The sequence below is a fragment of the Cryptosporangium phraense genome, assembly GCF_006912135.1.
Lineage (GTDB): Bacteria > Actinomycetota > Actinomycetes > Mycobacteriales > Cryptosporangiaceae > Cryptosporangium > Cryptosporangium phraense.
Genome location: NZ_VIRS01000017.1, coordinates 122,039 through 140,334 on the forward strand (window position 1 = coordinate 122,039; position 18,296 = coordinate 140,334).

18 protein-coding genes are annotated in these 18,296 nt (G+C 72.8%); 9 read left to right on the forward strand and 9 right to left on the reverse strand.

What is annotated here, in order from left to right; translation table 11 throughout:
* Nucleotides 1-34: 34 nt before the first annotated feature.
* Nucleotides 35-2,437, reverse strand: a complete 2,403-nt coding sequence (locus tag FL583_RS23480; protein WP_142706963.1) for an ABC transporter substrate-binding protein — start codon at nt 2,435-2,437, stop codon at nt 35-37.
* A 10-nt stretch (nt 2,438-2,447) separates the two neighbouring features.
* Nucleotides 2,448-3,044 carry a TetR/AcrR family transcriptional regulator gene (locus FL583_RS23485; protein ID WP_142706964.1) on the reverse strand — a complete coding sequence of 199 codons (597 nt, stop codon included), beginning with the start codon at nt 3,042-3,044 and terminating at the stop codon, nt 2,448-2,450.
* An 83-nt stretch (nt 3,045-3,127) separates the two neighbouring features.
* On the opposite strand from FL583_RS23485, the gene FL583_RS23490 reads away from it, so the two are divergent.
* Nucleotides 3,128-4,201, forward strand: coding sequence for an MBL fold metallo-hydrolase (locus FL583_RS23490; protein ID WP_205752389.1), 1,074 nt, complete (start codon nt 3,128-3,130; stop codon nt 4,199-4,201).
* An 11-nt stretch (nt 4,202-4,212) separates the two neighbouring features.
* On the opposite strand, the gene FL583_RS23495 is transcribed toward FL583_RS23490, so the two are convergent.
* Genes FL583_RS23495 through FL583_RS23515 form a run of 5 tightly spaced genes read right to left on the reverse strand, consistent with a single transcriptional unit; the run spans nt 4,213 to nt 8,291 of the window.
* Nucleotides 4,213-4,830, reverse strand: coding sequence for a LysE family translocator (locus FL583_RS23495; protein ID WP_142706965.1), 618 nt, complete (start codon nt 4,828-4,830; stop codon nt 4,213-4,215).
* A gap of 12 nt (nt 4,831-4,842) precedes the next feature.
* Nucleotides 4,843-5,310, reverse strand: coding sequence for a GNAT family N-acetyltransferase (locus tag FL583_RS23500; RefSeq protein WP_142707035.1), 468 nt, complete (start codon nt 5,308-5,310; stop codon nt 4,843-4,845).
* A gap of 8 nt (nt 5,311-5,318) precedes the next feature.
* A complete protein-coding gene (locus FL583_RS23505) occupies nt 5,319-6,026 on the reverse strand; it encodes a GntR family transcriptional regulator (protein ID WP_142706966.1) in 708 nt (235 codons plus the stop codon).
* A gap of 29 nt (nt 6,027-6,055) precedes the next feature.
* Nucleotides 6,056-6,775 (reverse strand): aspartate/glutamate racemase family protein, encoded by a 720-nt coding sequence (locus tag FL583_RS23510; RefSeq protein WP_142706967.1) that lies wholly within the window; start codon nt 6,773-6,775, stop codon nt 6,056-6,058.
* 10 nt (nt 6,776-6,785) lie between these two features.
* Nucleotides 6,786-8,291: an NCS1 family nucleobase:cation symporter-1 gene (locus tag FL583_RS23515; protein WP_142706968.1), complete on the reverse strand. Its 1,506-nt coding sequence runs from the start codon at nt 8,289-8,291 to the stop codon at nt 6,786-6,788.
* A 648-nt stretch (nt 8,292-8,939) separates the two neighbouring features.
* Between FL583_RS23515 and FL583_RS23520 the strand changes: the two genes are divergently transcribed.
* The 8 genes from FL583_RS23520 (at nt 8,940) to FL583_RS23555 (ending at nt 16,143) form a co-directional block, all read left to right on the forward strand.
* Nucleotides 8,940-9,491 (forward strand): sigma-70 family RNA polymerase sigma factor, encoded by a 552-nt coding sequence (locus tag FL583_RS23520; RefSeq protein WP_142707036.1) that lies wholly within the window; start codon nt 8,940-8,942, stop codon nt 9,489-9,491.
* A complete protein-coding gene (locus tag FL583_RS23525; RefSeq protein ID WP_142706969.1) occupies nt 9,488-10,192 on the forward strand; it encodes an anti-sigma factor family protein in 705 nt (234 codons plus the stop codon). The genes FL583_RS23520 and FL583_RS23525 overlap by 4 nt, the downstream gene beginning before the upstream one ends.
* Nucleotides 10,189-10,938 carry a hypothetical protein gene (locus tag FL583_RS23530; protein ID WP_142706970.1) on the forward strand — a complete coding sequence of 250 codons (750 nt, stop codon included), beginning with the start codon at nt 10,189-10,191 and terminating at the stop codon, nt 10,936-10,938. Before FL583_RS23525 ends, FL583_RS23530 begins: the two co-directional genes overlap by 4 nt.
* Before the next feature lie 534 nt (nt 10,939-11,472).
* Complete coding sequence (locus tag FL583_RS23535) at nt 11,473-12,174, forward strand: GTP cyclohydrolase II (protein WP_142706971.1); 702 nt, start codon at nt 11,473-11,475, stop codon at nt 12,172-12,174.
* Between the two features lie 381 nt (nt 12,175-12,555).
* Nucleotides 12,556-13,677, forward strand: coding sequence for a DUF2889 domain-containing protein (locus tag FL583_RS41080; RefSeq protein ID WP_142706972.1), 1,122 nt, complete (start codon nt 12,556-12,558; stop codon nt 13,675-13,677).
* Between the two features lie 71 nt (nt 13,678-13,748).
* On the forward strand, nt 13,749-14,384 hold the full coding sequence (locus FL583_RS23545) for a DedA family protein (protein ID WP_142706973.1): 636 nt from the start codon (nt 13,749-13,751) through the stop codon (nt 14,382-14,384).
* Entirely contained in the window at nt 14,381-15,508 is a 1,128-nt protein-coding gene (locus FL583_RS23550; RefSeq protein WP_142706974.1) for a sensor histidine kinase, read from the forward strand. The genes FL583_RS23545 and FL583_RS23550 overlap by 4 nt, the downstream gene beginning before the upstream one ends.
* Nucleotides 15,499-16,143: a response regulator transcription factor gene (locus tag FL583_RS23555; RefSeq protein ID WP_142706975.1), complete on the forward strand. Its 645-nt coding sequence runs from the start codon at nt 15,499-15,501 to the stop codon at nt 16,141-16,143. The genes FL583_RS23550 and FL583_RS23555 overlap by 10 nt, the downstream gene beginning before the upstream one ends.
* Here the strand turns inward: FL583_RS23555 and FL583_RS23560 are convergent.
* Together FL583_RS23560 and FL583_RS23565 are read right to left on the reverse strand one after the other, a co-directional pair.
* Nucleotides 16,133-16,858, reverse strand: coding sequence for a thioesterase family protein (locus FL583_RS23560; protein ID WP_142706976.1), 726 nt, complete (start codon nt 16,856-16,858; stop codon nt 16,133-16,135). The two genes, FL583_RS23555 and FL583_RS23560, sit on opposite strands and share 11 nt — an antisense overlap.
* Nucleotides 16,855-18,255, reverse strand: coding sequence for an MFS transporter (locus FL583_RS23565; protein WP_142706977.1), 1,401 nt, complete (start codon nt 18,253-18,255; stop codon nt 16,855-16,857). The genes FL583_RS23560 and FL583_RS23565 overlap by 4 nt, the downstream gene beginning before the upstream one ends.
* Nucleotides 18,256-18,296: the final 41 nt, after the last annotated feature.

Genomic DNA, 18,296 nt, shown 5'->3' on the forward strand with positions numbered 1-18,296 from the left:
TCCGCGAGGCGAACGTTGGGTTAACGAGAGTTGATTACTTGATCGCACGGTCCGGAATGATTGAGGTCGTGGTGAAGCGGTAGGCCCACACTGTCGGGTTCTTGGCATTGCCGTCGTCGTCGAACCCGAGGGAGCCGGTCAGCCCGTCCTCGTCGTAGTCGTCGACGAAGTCCATCACCTCGGGACGGGAACCGTTGCCGTTGCCGATCGCGGCCAGGAACACGTTCGCCGCGTCGTAGGCCTCGGCCGCGTAGGGGCCGGGGGCGGCGCCGAACTCGGCCCGGAACGCGGTGCCGAAGGCCGGGTCGACGCGTTCGGGCGGGGCGCACGCGCAGAGCGTGACGGTCCCCTCGGCGTACGGGCCGGCGTACTTGAGGAACTCGGTGTCCTTGGCGCCGTCGCCGGTGACCAGGGGTGCGCCGATCTGGGCCTGGGAGAGTCCCTTGCGCAGGCGCCCGGCGTCGTCGTAGTAGCCGCCGAAGAAGATCGCGGCGGCTCCGGACGAGATGATCCGCTGGGCCAGGTCGGTGTAGTCGGTCGTGCCCGGGGTGATCGTCTTGATCCCGGCCGTGCCGTCCTCGCCGAGGGCGGCGGCGACGGCCCTGGCCTGCTGGCTGCCGTAGTCGCTGCCGTCGTTGACGACGAAGACCCGCTTGATGTCGAGCACCTTGTCGAAGTAGGACGCGGCGGCCAGGGCGGTCGCGTCGTCGTCGCCGACGAGGCGGTGGAACGCTCGCCAGCCGTTCTGGGCCAGGCCCGGGGACGGGGCGGTCGGGGTGATGAACGGGAGGCCGGCCGAGTTCAGGACCCCGCCGGTGGCCTGGGTCTCGGTCGACAGCGCCGGGCCGACGACGCCGACGATCGCGCTGTCGGCGACCAGGCCGGCCGCGAGGTTGTTGGCCGTGGGGGCGTCGCCCTGCGTGTCGGCCTTCTTGAGGGTCACCGTGCAGGCCGGGTGCCGGCGGTTGTACTCGGTGACGGCGAGGGTCGCGCCGCGGTAGCTGTTCAGGCCGAAGGCGCCCGAGGGACCGGTGAGGGGGCCTTCCCAGGCGAGGCGGCGGCCGCAGACCGGGTTGGTGGCGACGGGCTCCTTCCGGCCGTTGCCGGCGGCGTCGCTGCCCTGGTCGTCGGGGTTGCCGGTGCCGTTGAGGAGGGTTCGGCCGACGACGACCGCGACGATCACGGCGAGCACCGCGACGAACGCCGCCGCGATCTGCCACGGCTGCCACCGCGCGGCTCGGCCCGGAGTCCGTTCGGCGCCGGCCGGCGGGGGTGGGGCGGTCGGCGTCGGCGGGGGCGGGTCGTCCGGAGGTGTCGGGTCCGGGCTCCCCGGCGGAGCCGGGGCTGCGGACGGCGGGGCGCTCGCGGGTGGGGGCGCGGCCAGGGTGCCGGTGGCGACTACCAGTTCGGGGTTCTCGACGACCGTGGGTGCCACGCCCAGCCGCTGGAACAGGAGCGTGGACACCAGCGGAATCCGGCTCGACCCACCCACCAGGAACAACCCCGCGACCTCGCCCGGCGGCACCCCGGCCTCGCGTAACGCGTTCCGGGTCGTGGTCACGGTCCGGTCGAGCAGCGGCCGGGCCAGCCGCTCCAGTTGCTCCCGCCCGAGCGGCAGATCGTCGTTCAGCAACGGCACGTGCACGGTCGCCGACGACGCCCGCGACAGCACCTCCTTCGCCGTCCGCACGTCGTCCCAGAGCAGCCGGGCCGCCCGCCGGTCGGCGGCGTCCTGCGGCCACTCCAGCCGGTGCCAGTGCTCGGCGCCGCGGGGCCCCAGCGCCGCCCCGAGATACCCGAACACGGCCGCGTCGATGTCGAGCCCGCCGAGGTCGCTGATCCCCTCGGTCGCGGTCGGTTCGAACCCGTCCGCGGTCCGGCGCACGACCGTCGCGTCGAACGTCCCGCCGCCGAGGTCGTACACGACGACGCTCTGCCCGGGCTCGACGCCGACCTCGGGCAGGGCCAGGAACGAGTAGGCGGCGGCGACCGGCTCGGGCATCAGCCGCGGCTCGGCGATCCCCGCCATCCCGGCCGCCCGGGTCAGCACCCCGAGCCGCCGCGACGCCCAGCTCACCGGGTGCGTCAGCGTGACCGTCGCGGGCGGACGCCCGGCCACCCGGGTGGCTTCGGCCAGCACGCGCGCGAGCACGGCCGCGATGAGCTGGGTGACCGGCAGTTCGGCGTCCCCCAGCAGGACGGTGCCGTCGTCGATGCGTCGCTTCGGATTGGGTTCGAAGCGGTCGGGGCGCGAGCGCGCCGCGTGGGCCGCGTCGCGGCCGGTCAGCAGCTGACCGCTCGGGTCGGCGAACACCGCGGACACCAGCAACGGCGAGCCGTCGAACAGGAGCGTCTCCGGCGGACCGTCGCCGCGGCGGAGCACCGCGACCGTGTTCGACGTGCCGAAGTCGATCCCGAGGGAAGGCGCGCCGGTCATGCCGCGCAACCTAGCGTCCGTCGTCGTAGTGCGCCCCGCGAAGGGTCAGGTCGACGACCTCGGTGACGTACTCCTCGGCCTGCTCGATCATCTTCGGACGCAGCTCGGCCGGGGTCGCCACCACGTGCATGAGCACCGCGCCGAACACGCTGTCGATGATCGCGGTCGGGTTGGCGTCGGCCGGGAGGTGGCCGGCCTCGATGGCGTCGCGGACCAGCTGACGGGTCCGCCGCACGGCGGGCGTGATGACCTCGCGGTGGAACAGCTCGAGCAGCTCCGGATCCTGCGGAGCCTCGACGTAGAGCCGGAGCAGCGCGTTGCCGCCCGGCGCGAGGTAGCGCTCGAGGCTGCTCAGCGCGGTCCGCAGCAGCGTGTCGCGGAGGCTCAGACCGTCGACCGGCGTCGGCGGCGGCTCGACCCGCGACATGGCCGCGACGAGCAGCTCCCGGCGGTCCTTCCAGCGGCGGTAGAGCGAGTCGCGGCTGACGTCGGCGGCGCGGGCGACGGCCTCGAAGTTGAAACCGGCCCAGCCCTGGTCGCCGTAGATCGTGAGCGCGGCGGCCGCGATCCGCGCCTCGACGCCGGGGTCACGGGGCCGTCCGCGCACTGATGTTCACCTCACACTCCGAATTGCCGACACAGATCGTCGGTATTATCGTCGGAGTGTAGGTGAGCCCGAGGGAGACCGTGGTGGCAGCGAGCGGAATCGTCGTGCTGGGTACCGAGCAGCAGGCGGCCTGGGGGCGTCGAGAGCTGCCGCCGGTGGAGAAGCTGCCGGCCGGGCTGTGGTCGGTTCCGGTGCCGATCCCCGACAACCCGCTGCGCTACACGCTGACCTATCTCATTCCCGGCGACACCGGCGTGGTCGTCGTCGACCCGGGCTGGAACGACGACGAGACCTGGGCCGCGCTGCTGGCCGGGCTCGGCACCGCCGGTTTCGGGCTCGGCGACGTGATCGGCCTGGTCGCGACGCACGTCCACCCCGACCACCACGGGCTCTCGCTGCGGCTGCGGGCCGAGACCGGCGCCTGGATCGCGATGCACCCGGCCGAGCGCGACTCGATGCCGCAGCGCTTCGGCGTCACGACGCCGGAGAAGCGGCACGCGGGGATGACCCGGATCCTGCGGATCTCGGGTGCCTCCGACGAGGAGATCGACGGCCTCCTCGGCGGTGGTGACGGGCGCGGTGAGCCGGACTTCCGGATGGCCGAGCCGGACGTCCTCCTGGAGGACGGCGACCCGGTGCCGTTGCCGGGCCGGCGGATCCGCACCGTGTGGACGCCCGGGCACACGCCGGGCCACATCTGTCTGGCCGAAGAGGACGCGCGGCTGATCCTGACCGGCGACCACGTCCTGCCCCGGATCAGCCCCAACATCGGCCTCGGGCCGGTGCAGGACGCCGAGCCGCTGTCGGCGTTCCTGGCGTCGCTGTCCAAGGTGGCGGCCTACGACGACCACGACGTGCTGCCGGCGCACGAGTACCGGTTCCGGGGCCTGGCCGCCCGGACGTCCGAGCTGATCGCGCACCACGAGGAGCGGTGCCGGGAGCTCGTCGCGGTCGTGCGGTCGGCCGGTGAGCCGACGATGTGGGAGACCGCGAAGGCGCTGACCTGGTCGCGGCCCTGGGAGGAGATCGGGCGGATGCGGTTCGCCGCCCTGGGCGAGACCGCGGCCCACGTCCAGTACCTGGTGCACCGGGGCGACCTGGCCTGGGCGCCCCCGGCCGTCCCGGACGGCCCGGCCCGCGTCCGCGTCGCCGCCTGACCCGGTCGGGCCTATCGGTCGGCGGCGAGGCGGACGCCGAGGCCGATGAAGAGCGTGCCGGTCGCGGCGTCGATTCGGCGCCGGGCCGCGCGCCGACCGCGGAGCCAGCCGCCGATCCGGCCGGCCAGCACGCCGACCGCGCCGTCGACGATGAACTCGAGCACGATCAGGATCGCGCCGAGCACGGCGAACTGCAGCCAGACCCGCCCGAGCGACGGGTCGACGAACTGGGGCAGGAACGCGATCGTGAACGTGACCATCTTCGGGTTGAGCAGGTTCGTCATCAGCCCGTTGAGGTAGGCGCGGCGGCCCGAGACCGGCTCCGCGGACGGAAGGTCGCCGGACCCGCGCCGACGGATGATCTGGACGCCCAGGTAGATCAGATAGATCCCGCCGACGACCCGGACGACCGTGAACGCGACCGGCACCGCCGCGAACAACGCGGTGAGCCCGGCCGCGGCCAGCGCGACGTGCACGGCCTCGCTGGTCGCCACCCCCGCGGTGGCGAGCAGCCCGGCCCGCGGGCCGCCGCGCATGCCGCAGCCGAGGATGTACAGCATGTCGGGCCCCGGCATCACCATCGCGACGAGCGTGGTGGCTGTGAACAGCACGAGCAGGTGAAAGGACATGCCCGGAGCATGTCAGCTCACGGCCGGGCTGCGCCGCTCGATGAGCACGACGTCGCGCCACGTGCCGTGCCGCTGCCCGATCCGCTCCCGGGTGCCGACCACCCGGAAGCCGGCCGCGGCGTGCAGGGCCAGGCTCGCGGCGTTCTCCGGGAACACCCCCGACTGGAGCGTCCAGATACCGGCCTTCTCGGTCGAGGAGATCAGCGCGTCGAGCAGGGCACGACCGACGCCGCGGCCGGCGGCGTCCGGATGAACGTAGACCGAGTGTTCGGCGACGCCCGCGTAGGCCGGCCGTCCGGAGACGGGCGCGCAGGCGACCCAGCCGACCACCGACCGTTCGACGAAGACGAACCGGTGCTCCGGCAGGCGCGCGGCCGAGAACGTCTCCCAGGACGGGACCGACGTCTCGAACGTGGCCAGCCCGGTCTCGATACCGAGCCGGTAGATCTCCAGGACGGCGGACGCGTGCGCCGGGGTCATCGAACGGATCACGGAGCCGCGAACAATCCGGTCTCCGGGGGCAGGTCGGCGATGGAGCTCTCCAGACGGTGATGGTGTTTCGCCGACAGATCGAGCAGGTCATCGGCGTCGCGGGCCACGAACGCGGCCAGCATCGCGTGGTGATCGGCGTGTAGCGCGGACCGCTCCTCGACGCCGATGTAGGCCATCGGGCGGCACGGCTCGGTGACGTTCCAGGCCGATTCCAGGACGTAGCGCAGCCGCTGCATGCCCGACGGCGCGAGCAGCGCCATGTGGAACCGGCGGCTCTCCCGGTGGTAGGCGGCCGAGTCGTCGTCGGTCACGGCCTGCTCCAGGGCCGTGAGTGCTTCGGTGGCCCGCGCGTCGTCCCGAGGGCCGGCCAGACCGACGGCGGCCGCCAGCGCGGCCGCCTCCAGCACCCGCCGGACGACGTACACCTCGCGGAGCTCGGCCAGCGTGAGCTGGGCGACCGCGTACCCGCCGCGCGGGCGATGGTCGACGAGACCTTCGCCGATCAGCGTCATCAGCGACTCGCGGACCGGGATCGGGCTGACCGCGAACCGCTCCGCGACCTCGCCGACCGCGATCGGCGCGCCGGGCGGCACCTCGCCGGCCAGAATCACCCGGCGCAGCTCGTTGAGCACCTCGGCCTGCGACGCCCCCGGGATCGGGGCGACCTTGGAGGCGAAGTACGAGGAACGTCTCTTGGCCACCATGGATCCACGGTAGGCGTCGGCGGTTTCGTTCACGTCAAAACGAAGGGCTCCATCAGCCCGGTGTAGGCCTTCGCCGGTGGTGGGGCGTACTCGAGCCGGGTGCTGGTCCGCAGGCCCAGCGCGACCAGGCTCTCGACCATCTTCGTCGCGGCCGCGACCCCGTCGACGACCGGGACGCCGATCGACGCGCTGATCCGGGCGCACAGCTCGGCCATCCCGGCGCAGCCCAGCACGATCACGTCGGCCTCGTCCTCGGCGACCGCCCGGCGGCACTCGTCGGTGATGCGTCGGAAAGCGTCCGGGGACTCCAGTTCGAGCACCGGGATCTCGCACGCTCGGACGCGCCGGCAGGCGTCCGCCAGACCGAAGCGGGAGGCGAGCTCCCAGGCGCGCCCGGCCGTCCGGCCCAGCGTCGTGACGACGCTGAACGTGCGGCCGAGCAGCACCGCGGTGCGCATCGCGCCCTCGGCGATGCCGATCACCGGGCCGGACGCGAGCTCGCGGGCCGCGTCGACCCCCGGGTCGCCGAAGCAGCCGACGACGTACCCGTCGGCGCCGCCGGCGCCGACGACCTGCAGGAGGCCGGGAACGGCGAGCGCCTCGTCGTAGTGGCTCTCGATCGAGGCCGGACCCATCGGAGAGGTCACGGCCTCGATCGTGGTGCCCGCCGCGGCCACGGCCGCGGCGCACACCCCCATCTGCTCGGTCATCGACGCGGTGGTGTTCGGGTTGACGATGCGGATCAACACGAAACGGTCCTCAGGCCGCGGGCACGGAGTTCGGGATCCGCGACTTCAGCGCGAAGTAGATCGCGAACGCGATGCCGGCTCCGATGAACCAGCTGAACGCGGCCACGTCCGACGACGCGGTGAACACGATGATCACGCCGATCACCGCGGCGACCGCCGTCGCCAGGATGGCGACCGGGTTGTAGCCCTTGAGGTAGTGGTACCGCCCGCCGGGGCGCAGCGTGTAGAGGTCGTCCACGACGACCTGCTGCCGCTTGACCAGGTAGTAGTCCGCGATCAGGACGCCGTAGAGCGGACCGATGAACGCGCCCAGGACGTCCAGGGTGTAGTGGATCGTGTCGGGCGAGTTGTAGAGGTTCCACGGGGTGATCAGCACCGAGCCGACCGCGGCGATCATGCCGCCGGCCCGCCAGCTGATCCGCTGCGGCGAGACGTTGGAGAAGTCGAACGCCGGCGAGACGAAGTTCGCGACGATGTTGATGCCGATCGTGGCGATCATGAACGTCAGCGCGCCGAGCACCACCGCGAACGTGCTGTCGAGCCGGGCGACGGTCTCCACCGGGTCGGTGAGCAGCTCGTTGAAGACCGGCCGGGTCGCCGCCGCGGTCACCACGACCAGGATCGCGAACACCAGGAAGTTGACCGGCAGCCCGAGGAAATTGCCCTTCTTCACCGCGCCGAACGTCTTGCCGTAGCGGGCGAAGTCGCCGTAGTTCAGCATCGGACCGGAGAAGTAGGAAACGACGAGCGCGATCGCGATGATCGTTTCCTGCCAGGCCGGCCAGCCGGTCAGCGTCTCGCCGCTCTCCGACAGGTTGAAGTCGAGATTCGACCAGCCCGCTTTCCAGACGAGGTAGGCGGCGAGCGCGAACATCACCAGATAGACGGCCGGGCCGCAGAAGTCGATGAATTTCTTGATCGCTTCCATGCCGCGCCAGAACACGATCGCCTGCAACACCCACATCACGCCGAATCCCGCCCAGCCGAGCGCGGAAAGGCCGAGGAAACCGTGCTGGTCGACGTCGGCCCAGGGGGCGAGGCCGTCGTCGAGGCGCAGGGCCACCACGATCAGCGCGGCCGAGGCCAGATAGGTCTGGATGCCGTACCAGGCGACCGCGATCAGGCCCCGGATGATCGCCGGGATGTTGGCGCCGAGCACGCCGAACGGGATGCGGGAGGCGACCGGATAGGGCGTTCCGGTGCGCTGGCTCGGGCGGGCGACCAGATTGCACAGGAAGTAGACGATCGTGATGCCGATCAGCAGCGCGATCAGTACCTGCCAGGCGACCAGCCCGAGTGCGAACAGGCTCCCCGCGGTGAGATAGCCGCCGACACTGTGGACGTCGGACATCCAGAACGCGAAGAAGTTGTACGACGTCCAGCTCTGGTTCTTGAGTGGCGCGAGATCCTCGTTGGCCAGGCGTGGGTCGTAATCGGGTTTGATGATTCCGTCGCCGGCCGCGTGGCTGTGCGTTTCGGCGGGTAATTCGGTCGGTGAGGCAGTCACTTCGCTCATGTGGGCTCCTCGGTCGTCCGTCGAGGAAGCACGCTAGGCCCGCGAAATTGCGCGCCTATTGCCGCGCGGATATATCTGCGAAAGCGGCGTCACCTGTACGAGCGACTGGCCGGCGTCGGGGCGGTCTTCCTGTGCGCGCAGGAGAAGAAGCCGGCCGCGCGGCCGTCGTCGGCCTGCGAGTTGGGCCGCCGGTCGCGAGCTGGCCCGGCTGGCTCGCGCGGTCGAGCGGGTCGAGCCGCATCGGGGCCGCTCACCCGGACGCTCGACTTCGTGGTCGCCGGGCACCCGGTTCGTGGCCACCGCGGTGCTGGTCGACGTCCACCGGATCGGTCTGCAACAGCCCGACACCCGGCGACGGCGGGTCACGGTCGGGAGAAGCGAGCCTCTCGGCTGCCGTGAACCTTCTTCGGGCGGCGCCCGTGTCAGCGTGGGATCCACCCAGCATGAGGGGCCACCGTGACCGTACTGACCCTGACGCCCGGCACGTTCCGGGCCGATCGCCGCACCGAGCTCGGCGCCCAGCCGCCGGTGACGCGGCCCCGTGTGTCACCACAGCACCAGGCCGCACCGGCCTACGGGCGGCCGGACGACGCGGTGCCCTACAGTCAGGGTCTGTCCCGCGACGCGGTGCCACGAGGGGAGCGGCGGATGGTCCGAAGCGCTGGTCAGCGACCCGGCCCGGCCGGTAACGAAGCGCTGATCCGGTCGCTGTTCGCCGAGCACGGACGAGCGCTGCTGGCTTACGTCACCCGCCTGACCGAAGACCGGGCCCTGGCCGAGGACATCGTCCAGGAGACGATCCTCCGGGCCTGGCGCAATCCCGACGTGATGGTGAACGGCAAGGGGTCGGTACGAGGATGGCTGCTCACCGTGGCCCGCAACATCGTGATCGACCACACCCGCGCCCGGGCGGCCCGCCCCACCGAGGTTCCCGAGGTGCCCTACAAGCCGCCGGTCGCCCGTGACCACGCCGACAACGTCGTCAATCAGATGGTCGTGATGGACGCGCTGGAGCAGCTGCCACCGGAGCACCGCGACGTCCTCATTCAGATCTACCTGCGGGGCCGCACCATCAAGGAGGCGGCCGACGCTTTAGGAGTACCGGTCGGGACAGTGAAGAGCAGAACGTTCTACGCGCTGAGAACCTTGCGCGACACGTTCGGCGGCCGGGACGCGGGCCTCGGGATGGTGACCCGGTGACCGCGCCGCACGGGCACGTCGACATCGCGGGCTACCTGTTCGGCCTGCTGGACCCGGTCGAGTACCGCCGGGTCGAAGAGCACCTCGCCACCTGCCCGGCCTGCCGGCACGAGGTGACGGTCCTGCGTGAGATCGAGGACGCGCTGGACGAGGTTCCGCCCGAGCTGTTCATGGACGGACCGGATCCGGAAGCCGACCTGCTGCTGCAGCGCACGCTGCGGGCGGCGCGGGAGGAGTCCGCGGCCAAGCCCGGCCGCGGCCGATTTCTGATCGCCGGGGCCGCCGCCGTCGTCGCGCTCGCCATCGGGATCGGTGGCGGTGTCGTCGTCGGACGCTCGGGTGAACCGCAGACCCCGATCGCCGGACCGTCCGCGTCGGCCACCGTTCCGGGCACGCGGACGGTCGCCGCGACCGACCCGTCGACCGGCGCGCACCTGACCGCGACCGTCGTCCCGGCCAGCGGCTGGGTGCACGTGAACGCGCTGCTCAAGGGCATCAAGGCGGGCGAGGAGTGCCGGATGGTCGTGCGCGGGAAGGACGGTACGGAGAAGGAAGCGGGCAGCTGGGTGATCTCGGAGAAGGCGGCCAACGCGGCCAACGGCTGGATGGTCACCGGCAACGCGGCGATCGCGCCCGATGACGTCGAGTCGGTCGAGATCGTCACCACCGCGGGGCGTCATCTGGTTACCGTCGAGGTGTGAGCTCGACGTTTCGGGATGAACCGCCTGACCGGACCCTGCTCACGTTCGTGCTCGTGGTCGTCGCGTTCGGGGTGGTCGTAGCGTCGTGCGCCGGCGGGGTCGCCGGTCTCCAGCGGCTCTACGGCCGCCCGCCCGGGCCCGACGTCGGCAGCTCGTCGCTGGTGGCGGCCCGCACCGAGGCCGCCCGGCTGGTGGCCGCCGCGTCCGGCGCGATCACGCCGGCCGGCAGCGAACCGATCGACTCCGCACAGTACGACGCCTGCTTCCGCGGGTCGCGGGAGTTCATGCGCTGGGACCGCTTCTCCTGGCGCTGCGCGAGCCGGCACACCGCGGTGCGGTCGGTCGCGCTGACCAGCCTGCCGACCGCGATCCGCGAGGCGCAGGCCGATCTGATCAGCGCCGGCTGGCACAAGGAGTACGACTACCTCGACCAGGAGATGACCGACCGGGTCCTGGCCGACCCGACCGTCACCCCGCGCCCGTCGCCGTCGATCGCCCCGCTGGACGGGATCGTGCAGGCGGCCGGGTACTCGTTCGAGGGCACCCGGGTCGACCTCGGTTTCGGCCGCCCGGCGCCCGGCTTCGTCGCGTCCTGCCTGCGGTTCCAGGAGGTGCAGATCGAGTCGGTGACCCGGCCGTACTGGGTGCGGAAGGGCCCGGTGCTGCGGACCGGGCGGCTCTACGCGGTCGGCCCGTCGACGTTGCTGCTGACCGTGACCGCCCAGCGCACCTGGTTCAGTCGCTGACGTGGCCGGCCGGGGAGTCGCGGCGGCCTACCTGGGGTTTTGGCCGTGGCCCCGGTTTTGTCGTAGGGGTGGGGGAGGGTTTCCGGCATGAGCGAACTCGGCGGACCTCGCGATCTCCGGTGGCCGAATCGGTCCGGAAGACGAAGACTGGGGGCGTGAGGAGGTCGCAGCCGGGTTGCGCTGGTCGAACGTGGCTGGACCAGCCCCTCCGGCCAGAACTACTTCGTGGAGCCGCCCACCCATGACATCGGACCGCACTCCGAATGCGCACCTGACCCACGCGTCGAGCCCGACCCACCCCCGCCCGTTCGTGAACCCGCCCCGCTCGGCCCCGCCCCGGTCGACCTCGCGCTGGGCGTGCCACCCGGCGCGCGAAGGGGTAAGCCCGACTCTTCAGGAAGCAAGGCCGGAACTTCGGGAATCGGATGAACCAATCTTCGTCGTGCGACGTGCTCACCTGGTGAACTTCAGTCGCACCCACGCGGTGATTCCTGCCGAGCCCGCCCCGGACCCGACAGTTGAAGGTGGTGACCGATGACCACGACCGCTCCGGCGACCGTTCGCGTCCTCGCACGAGCAAAGCTCCCGACCCGCCACGGCGTCTTCGACGCCGTGTGTTTCTCCGGCAGCGACGACGTCGAACACCTGGCCCTCTCCATCCGGACGCCTCTGGGCGGGACGTCGTTGAACGGGTCGCCCCTCGGCGAGCCGTCCGACGGCGAACGGCCCGGCGACGGGCCGCTGGACGACGACCCGCCGATCGTCCGCGTGCACTCGGAGTGCCTGACCGGCGAGGCGCTCGGGTCCCAGCGCTGTGACTGCGGCCCGCAGCTCGACTCCGCGCTCCGCCTGGTCGCCGAGACCGGCCGGGGGATGGTTCTGTATCTGCGCGGGCACGAGGGCCGGGGCATCGGCCTGGCCCAGAAGATCCGGGCCTACGCGCTGCAGGAGGCCGGCCTGGACACGGTCGAGGCCAACCTCGAGCTCGGCGAGCCGGTCGATCGGCGCAGCTATGGCCCGGCGGCGGCGTACCTGCGCCAGATCGGCGTCGACTCGATCCGGCTGCTGACCAACAACCCCGACAAGGTGGCCGCGTTACGCGCGGCCGGGGTCCAGGTCGCCGAGGTGCTGCCGATGCCGGCCGCGCCGGTTCCGGCGAACGAGGCCTACCTGGCGACGAAGACCGAGCGGATGGGCCACCGCGGCCTCCGCCTCGGCGACGAGGGCCTGAGCTGAGCCATCGCTAGGCCGAGGCGGCGCGTGGCGATGCCCACGCGCCGCTGCGGCCCCGCGCCGCTGCGGCCCCGCGCCGCTGCGGCCCCGCGCCGTGACGCGGCCCCGCGCCGTGACGCGGCCCCGCGCCGCTCGCGGCCGGGCTTCGTGACGCTGCGCCGGTCGCGGTGCCGCGCCGGTCGCGGTCGGGTGCCGTGGTGCTGCGCCGTTCGCGGTGCCGCGCCGGTCGCGGTCGGGTGCCGTGACGCTGGGCCGTTCGCGGTCCTGCGCCGGTCGCGGTCGGGCGTCGTGGTGCTGCGTCGGTCGCGGCTCCGCGCCGGTCGCGGTTGGGCGTCGTGACGCGTATGAAGGATGGTGGTTCGTCCATGCAACCGAGGAGCGCCGATGGCGTCCGTCTCCCTGCATCCGCGTCACGGAACCCACGCGCCGACCAGCGGCTCGCCCGGCCGACGGCCCGGGTCCGTGCGCCGGACGAGCACCGTCGACATGCTCCGCCCGGACGGGCTGACCGGCCGGGTCGTGGTCGACGCGCGCGCCCGCGACCGGAGCGACACGGCCGAGGCGATGACCCGCGTCTCGGCCGAGATCGACTACCTGTCCGGGTGGACGCTGCTCTCGCTCTCGGCCGACCCGCCGGACGAGCGGCTCGCCGCGCTCACCGGGGCGTCCGCCGGCGGCGGGTTCCGCCGCCGGGTCCAGGAGACCCTTCCCGACCACTATGCGGACGCGACCCGCCTGCACCTGTTGCTCGACGACTTCCCGGTGGCCGCGCTGGTCAGCGGCGTCGCGCTGCACGCGGCGGGCATCGGGGCCCGGGGCGGCTCGGCCCGGGCGATGGCCCGGCAAGCCGACCTCTGCTCGGGCTGGCGCACCGACGGCACGATCATGATCGGCATCACCCGTGACGACGCGATCCCGATCGTCACCGGCCCCGAAGCGCCCCCGCTGACCGGCCCCGCCAACCCCGAAACCCCCGCCGGCCGCGAAACCCCCGCCGGCCGCGAAACCCCCGCCGGCCGCGAAACCCCCGCCGGCCGCGAAACCCCCGCCGGCCGCGAAACCCCCGCCGGCCCCGAAGACCCAGGCCCCGCAGACCCCGCAGCCTGGCACGACCTGCCGCCGCTGCCCGCCCACGCCGTCCGGCGCGCCCGGCGCCTCGACGTCTGGGCCGAGGACGGCGCCTGGCAACTCGACAGCCTCTACCGCGACTCGCACGTGGACGCCGACGGCCGCGAGACCGTGATCCACGAGTGGTCGCTGCGCGCCCGCGTCGACCCGGACGACTTCACGATCCTGGCCATCGAGGCGATCCCGCGCGTGCTGCCGTGGACCGAGTGCCCGTCGGCCGGGGCCAGCGCCGCCCGCCTCACCGGCCTCGACGTCCGCGAACTACGGCCGCTGGTCCGGCGCGAGTTCACCGGCATCTCGACCTGCACCCATCTCAACGACCAGATGCGCCAGCTCTCCGACGTCCCCGCGCTGGTGAGGTTTTCCGCACTGTCCTAGTGCGGAACGCCTGGTCGAACGGGTGGTCGGCCCCATGGCCGGGCGCGGCCGGAATTTCTAGCGTTCCCACCATGACCTTTGTGGATACCGGCGGCTGGGCCGTCGACCTGATGGACGCGCTCGGCGGGCCCGGCGCCGGCCTGGCGATCGCGGCCGAGAACCTGTTCCCACCCCTGCCGAGCGAGGTGATTCTGCCTTTGGCCGGCTTCGCGGCCTCGCGCGGTGAGCTGAGCCTGGCCGGCGCCCTGTTCTGGACGACGCTCGGCTCGCTGGCCGGCGCGCTGGTCCTCTACGGGATCGGCGCCTGGTTCGGACGTGACCGGATCCGCGCGATCGTGGCCCGCTTACCGCTGGTGAACCTGGCCGACGTCGACCGCACCGAGGCCTGGTTCGCTCGCCACGGCGGCAAGGCCGTGTTCTTCGGCCGGATGATCCCGATCTTCCGTAGCCTGATCTCGATCCCGGCCGGCGTCGAGCGGATGCCACTGGGCCGGTTCGCGCTCTACACGACGCTCGGCAGTCTGCTCTGGAACACCGTGTTCGTGCTGGCCGGGTACGTCCTGGGTGAGCAGTGGTGGCGGGTCGAGCGGTACGCCGAGGTGTTCGAGTACGCGGTGATCGCGCTGGTGCTGGCCGCGGTCGGCTGGTTCGGAATCGGACGCTACCGGCGCTACCGGCAGCTCCGCCGGGGGACACTGGTCCGGTGACGTGGGGCATCCGGGCCGGGCGGATCGGGGTCGGCGTGGCGCTCGGTGCGGCGACCGGGCTGCTCGCCGCGGCTTTCCTGGTCGTCGCCGGTCTCGTGCTGCTCGGGACGGCCGGGCGCGGCTCGGCCCGGCTCGGGTCGGTGGCCGGTCGGCTGGCCGCGCTCGACCGGCGCCGGGTCGAGCGGTTCCTCGGCCCGGTGGCGGGCGCGAACAACGCGGTCGCCTACCTCGCCCTCCGGGTGCCGGTCGGGCTGTTCGGCGGGCTGCTGCTCGGGCTGCTGACCTGGGGTGCGGGGTCGGTCGCGGTGCTCTCGATCGGCTGGGTCGTCGGCTGGGAGCCCCTCGACGGTCTCGAGCCCTCTCCGTTCAACGTCGTCTACCTGCTCGGGCTCGCGGCCGTGCTGGGGTTCCTCACCCTGTCGGGGATCGTGGCGTTCGCCCGCTTCGACCACTGGGTCGCCGAGCGGTTGCTCGGCCCCGGGTCGCGCGCCGTCTACGAGCAGCGGATCGCCGAGCTGTCCGTCGCCCGGGCCGCGGTCGTCACCGCCGTCGATGCCGAACGTCGGAGGATCGAACGGGATCTGCACGATGGCGTCCAGCAGAGGCTCGTCGCCGTAGGCATGCTGCTGGGGCGAGCCCGACGGCTCGACCCGGCCGACGCCCGGCAGGCCGACCTGCTGCGGCAGGCCCACGACGAGGCGGCCGACGCGCTCGTCGACCTGCGGGAGGTGTCCTGGCGGGTCTTCCCGGCCGCGCTCGACGCGGGCGGCCTGCCGGCCGCGCTGGAGACGGTCGCGGACCGGTCGCCGCTGCCGGTGATGCTGACGTTCGATCTGGACGAAAGGCCGGTGAGCGCCGTCGAGACCGTCGCGTACTTCGTGGTCAGCGAGGCGGTGACCAACGCGATCAAGCACGCCGGGGCGTCGGCGGTCGACGTCGCCGTGCGTCGGGCCGGAGGGACACTGCACGTCCGGGTCACCGACGACGGGGCCGGCGGCGCCGAGCCGGCCGGCGGTGGGCTGACCGGCCTGCGTCAGCGGGTGGCGGCGCTCGACGGGCGGTTCGCGGTGTCCAGCCCGGCCGGCGGGCCGACGACGATCGAGGCGGTGCTGCCGTGCGGCTGATGCTCGCGGAAGACTCAGCGCTGCTCCGGGTGGGGCTGGAACGCCTGGTCGCCGACGAGGGCCACGAGGTCGTCGCCTCGGTGGGGGACGCCGACGCGCTGCTCGCCGCGGTCGCCGCCGGGCCGCCGGACGTCGTCGTGCTGGACGTGCGGATGCCGCCGACGCACACCGACGAGGGGCTGCGGGCGGCGTTGCGCATCCGTGAGCGGTGGCCCGGGGTGGGCGTCCTCGTGCTGTCTCAATACGTCGAGAAGAACTACGCGGCGGAGCTGCTGGGCAGCACCGCCTCGGGCGTGGGGTACCTGCTGAAGGACCGGGTGATCCGGGTCGAGGAGTTCCTCGACGCGCTGACCCGGGTCGGCGACGGCGGAGCGGCGTTCGACCCGGAGGTCGTGCGCCAGTTGCTGGCCCGGCCGGCCCGCGTCGACCCGCTGGTCCGGCTCACCGCCCGGGAGCGGGAGGTGCTCGGGCGGATGGCCGAGGGCCAGACCAACGGGCGGATCGGCGCGGACCTGGTGATCTCCCAGTCCGCGGTCGAGAAGCACGTGAACGCGATCTTCGAGAAGCTCGGGCTGTCGGCCGAGGGCGGCTACAGCCGACGAGTCCTCGCCGTCCTGCGGTACCTCAGTGCATGATCCGACGTAACTGGCGGGCCTGGGCGACGAGCGTTCCGTCGGCGGTGTGCAGCGTCGTGTCGTCCACGCACAGGTCGTCCGTCGCCCAGGCCGTGGACTGACGGAGCCGGAACCACGCGTCGGGCGCGGACGCGGCCGGGGTGAAGTGGGCGGTCAGCTCGGCGGTGGGGATCATGACCGGCGCGGTCAGCGTCGCGAACAGGCCCGGGGGAAGCGCGTCGAGCAGGATCGCGGCGACCTCCGGCGCACTGAACGCCCGATGACTGAACGCCGTACTCCGGAGCCGGATCCAGACGTCGAACGCCGGATCGGCCCCTCCGGCCAACGGCCGGGCCGCGTTGACCGGACGGATCTCGAAGTGCTGTCCGATCGGGACGAACGCGGCCGGCAGCTCGAGCAGCGGACACGCGTCGGGGGAGGGCGCGGGGGCGTCGGGAAGGAAGCCGCGGACCGGGCCGGGCGCGGTCCGGACCACCCGGACCAGGCCGGTGAGCGCCCGGCCGATCGAGGCCGACACCGTCGCGGTCCGGCCCGGGTGTACGACGGTCGCGTCGACGACGACCTCGTCCGGGCGGACCGGAGCGAAGTAGTGCGCGGTGACCGTCGCCGGGGTGCCCGGCACCAGGTCGGTCGCCGTCCGCAGCAGCGCGGCCAGCAGCACACCGCCGTGCACCCCGGCGAAGCCCAGCCAGGTCTCGTCCAGCTTCGTCGTCACCGGGTCTCCGCCGCGACCACGCTCGGGGAGACCGCGGGTGTGCGGCGGGCCGTCGAGAGGCCGAGCGCGGCTCCGGCCGAGACCAGCGCGATCGCGGCGATCACCCACCACGTGCGCTGGAAGGCCGCGTGGGCCTGCGCCCAGCCGACCGGCGAGCCCAGCACCGCGACCAGCACGCTGACCCCGATCACCGTGCCGACCTGGCGGCTCATGTTGACGATCGCGCTGCCGGTCGCCGACCGGGCCGGCGGCAGCGAGGCGGTCGCGGTGGCCAGGATTGTCGGCAGCGTCAGCCCGACTCCGACCCCGCCGAGCAGCCAGCCCGGCAGCAGCTCGGTGAAGTAGGCGGGCGTCGGCCCGACCGAGGTCAGCATCAGCACGCTGCCGGCCGCCCAGAGCGCGCACCCGATCGCCGCCAGCCATCCGGCCGGCACCCGCCGGATCAGCGCGGCCCCGCCGAGCGCGAACACCGGCACCATCAGGGGGCCGGGCGCCACCGCGAGCCCGGTCTTCACCGCCGAGTAGCCCCACACCTCCTGCAGGAACAGGATCCCGCCGAGCAGGCCGGCCGCGAACGCGGCGCTGAACAGCCAGATCGCCAGGTTGGCCCAGGCGTACGTCCGCACCCGGAACAGCGCCAGGTCGATCAGCGGCGACGGGTGGCGCGCGGTGTTCACCGCGAACCCGGTCAGCGCGACCGCCGCGACCGCGAACGACACCAGCACCCCGGTGCTGCCCCAGCCCCAGTCGTTCCCCTCGACCAGCGCCAGCGACAGCGCGCCGATCCCGACCGTCAGGACGGCCGCGCCGACCAGGTCGAGGTCGGTGTCCGGGTCCGGCACCCGGTAGTCCGGTACGGCGCGCAGCGCCGCAAAGACCAGGACCACACCCATGGGGACGTTGATGAGGAAGATCCAGCGCCAGGACAGTTCGACGAGCAGCCCGCCGACGACCGGGCCGATCGCGGCGGCCAGGGCGTTGGTGGCCGCCCAGATCCGGACCGAGAACGCCCGCCGCTCGGCCGGGACCGCGTGCAGCAGCAGGCCCATGCTGGTCGGGGTCAGCGCGGCCGCGCCGATCGCCTGCACGACCCGGAACCCGACCAGCGCGGCGACCGAGGGGGCGAGCGCGCAGGCCGCGCTGGCCGCGGTGAACACGATCAGGCCGCCGACGAACGCCCGCCGGTTGCCGATCCGGTCGGCCCAGCGCCCGATCGGGATCAGCAGGGCCGCGTAGACGATCGCGTACCCGTTGAGGATCCAGCTCAGGTCGCCGAGCGAGTGCCCGGGGAAGCTCCGGCCGATGTCGGCGAAGGCCACGTTGACGACGAACAGGTCGAGGCCGGCCAGGAACGGGGCTCCGCACAGGATCGCGAGCACCTGACTTGACTTCTGCATAGTCAGGGACGCTACGGGGCTGGCTACGGTGATGTCTAGTC

Bases quoted from the DNA above. Each gene is read 5' to 3' on its own strand.
- FL583_RS23480 (WP_142706963.1), bottom strand. From the start codon at position 2,437: ATGACCGGCGCGCCTTCCCTCGGGATCGACTTCGGCACGTCGAACACG.
- FL583_RS23565 (WP_142706977.1), bottom strand. From the start codon at position 18,255: ATGCAGAAGTCAAGTCAGGTGCTCGCGATCCTGTGCGGAGCCCCGTTC.
- FL583_RS23495 (WP_142706965.1), bottom strand. From the start codon at position 4,830: ATGTCCTTTCACCTGCTCGTGCTGTTCACAGCCACCACGCTCGTCGCG.
- FL583_RS23520 (WP_142707036.1), top strand. From the start codon at position 8,940: ATGGTCCGAAGCGCTGGTCAGCGACCCGGCCCGGCCGGTAACGAAGCG.
- FL583_RS23545 (WP_142706973.1), top strand. From the start codon at position 13,749: ATGACCTTTGTGGATACCGGCGGCTGGGCCGTCGACCTGATGGACGCG.
- FL583_RS23505 (WP_142706966.1), bottom strand. From the start codon at position 6,026: ATGGTGGCCAAGAGACGTTCCTCGTACTTCGCCTCCAAGGTCGCCCCG.
- FL583_RS41080 (WP_142706972.1), top strand. From the start codon at position 12,556: ATGGCGTCCGTCTCCCTGCATCCGCGTCACGGAACCCACGCGCCGACC.
- FL583_RS23500 (WP_142707035.1), bottom strand. From the start codon at position 5,310: ATGACCCCGGCGCACGCGTCCGCCGTCCTGGAGATCTACCGGCTCGGT.
- FL583_RS23535 (WP_142706971.1), top strand. From the start codon at position 11,473: ATGACCACGACCGCTCCGGCGACCGTTCGCGTCCTCGCACGAGCAAAG.
- FL583_RS23515 (WP_142706968.1), bottom strand. From the start codon at position 8,291: ATGAGCGAAGTGACTGCCTCACCGACCGAATTACCCGCCGAAACGCAC.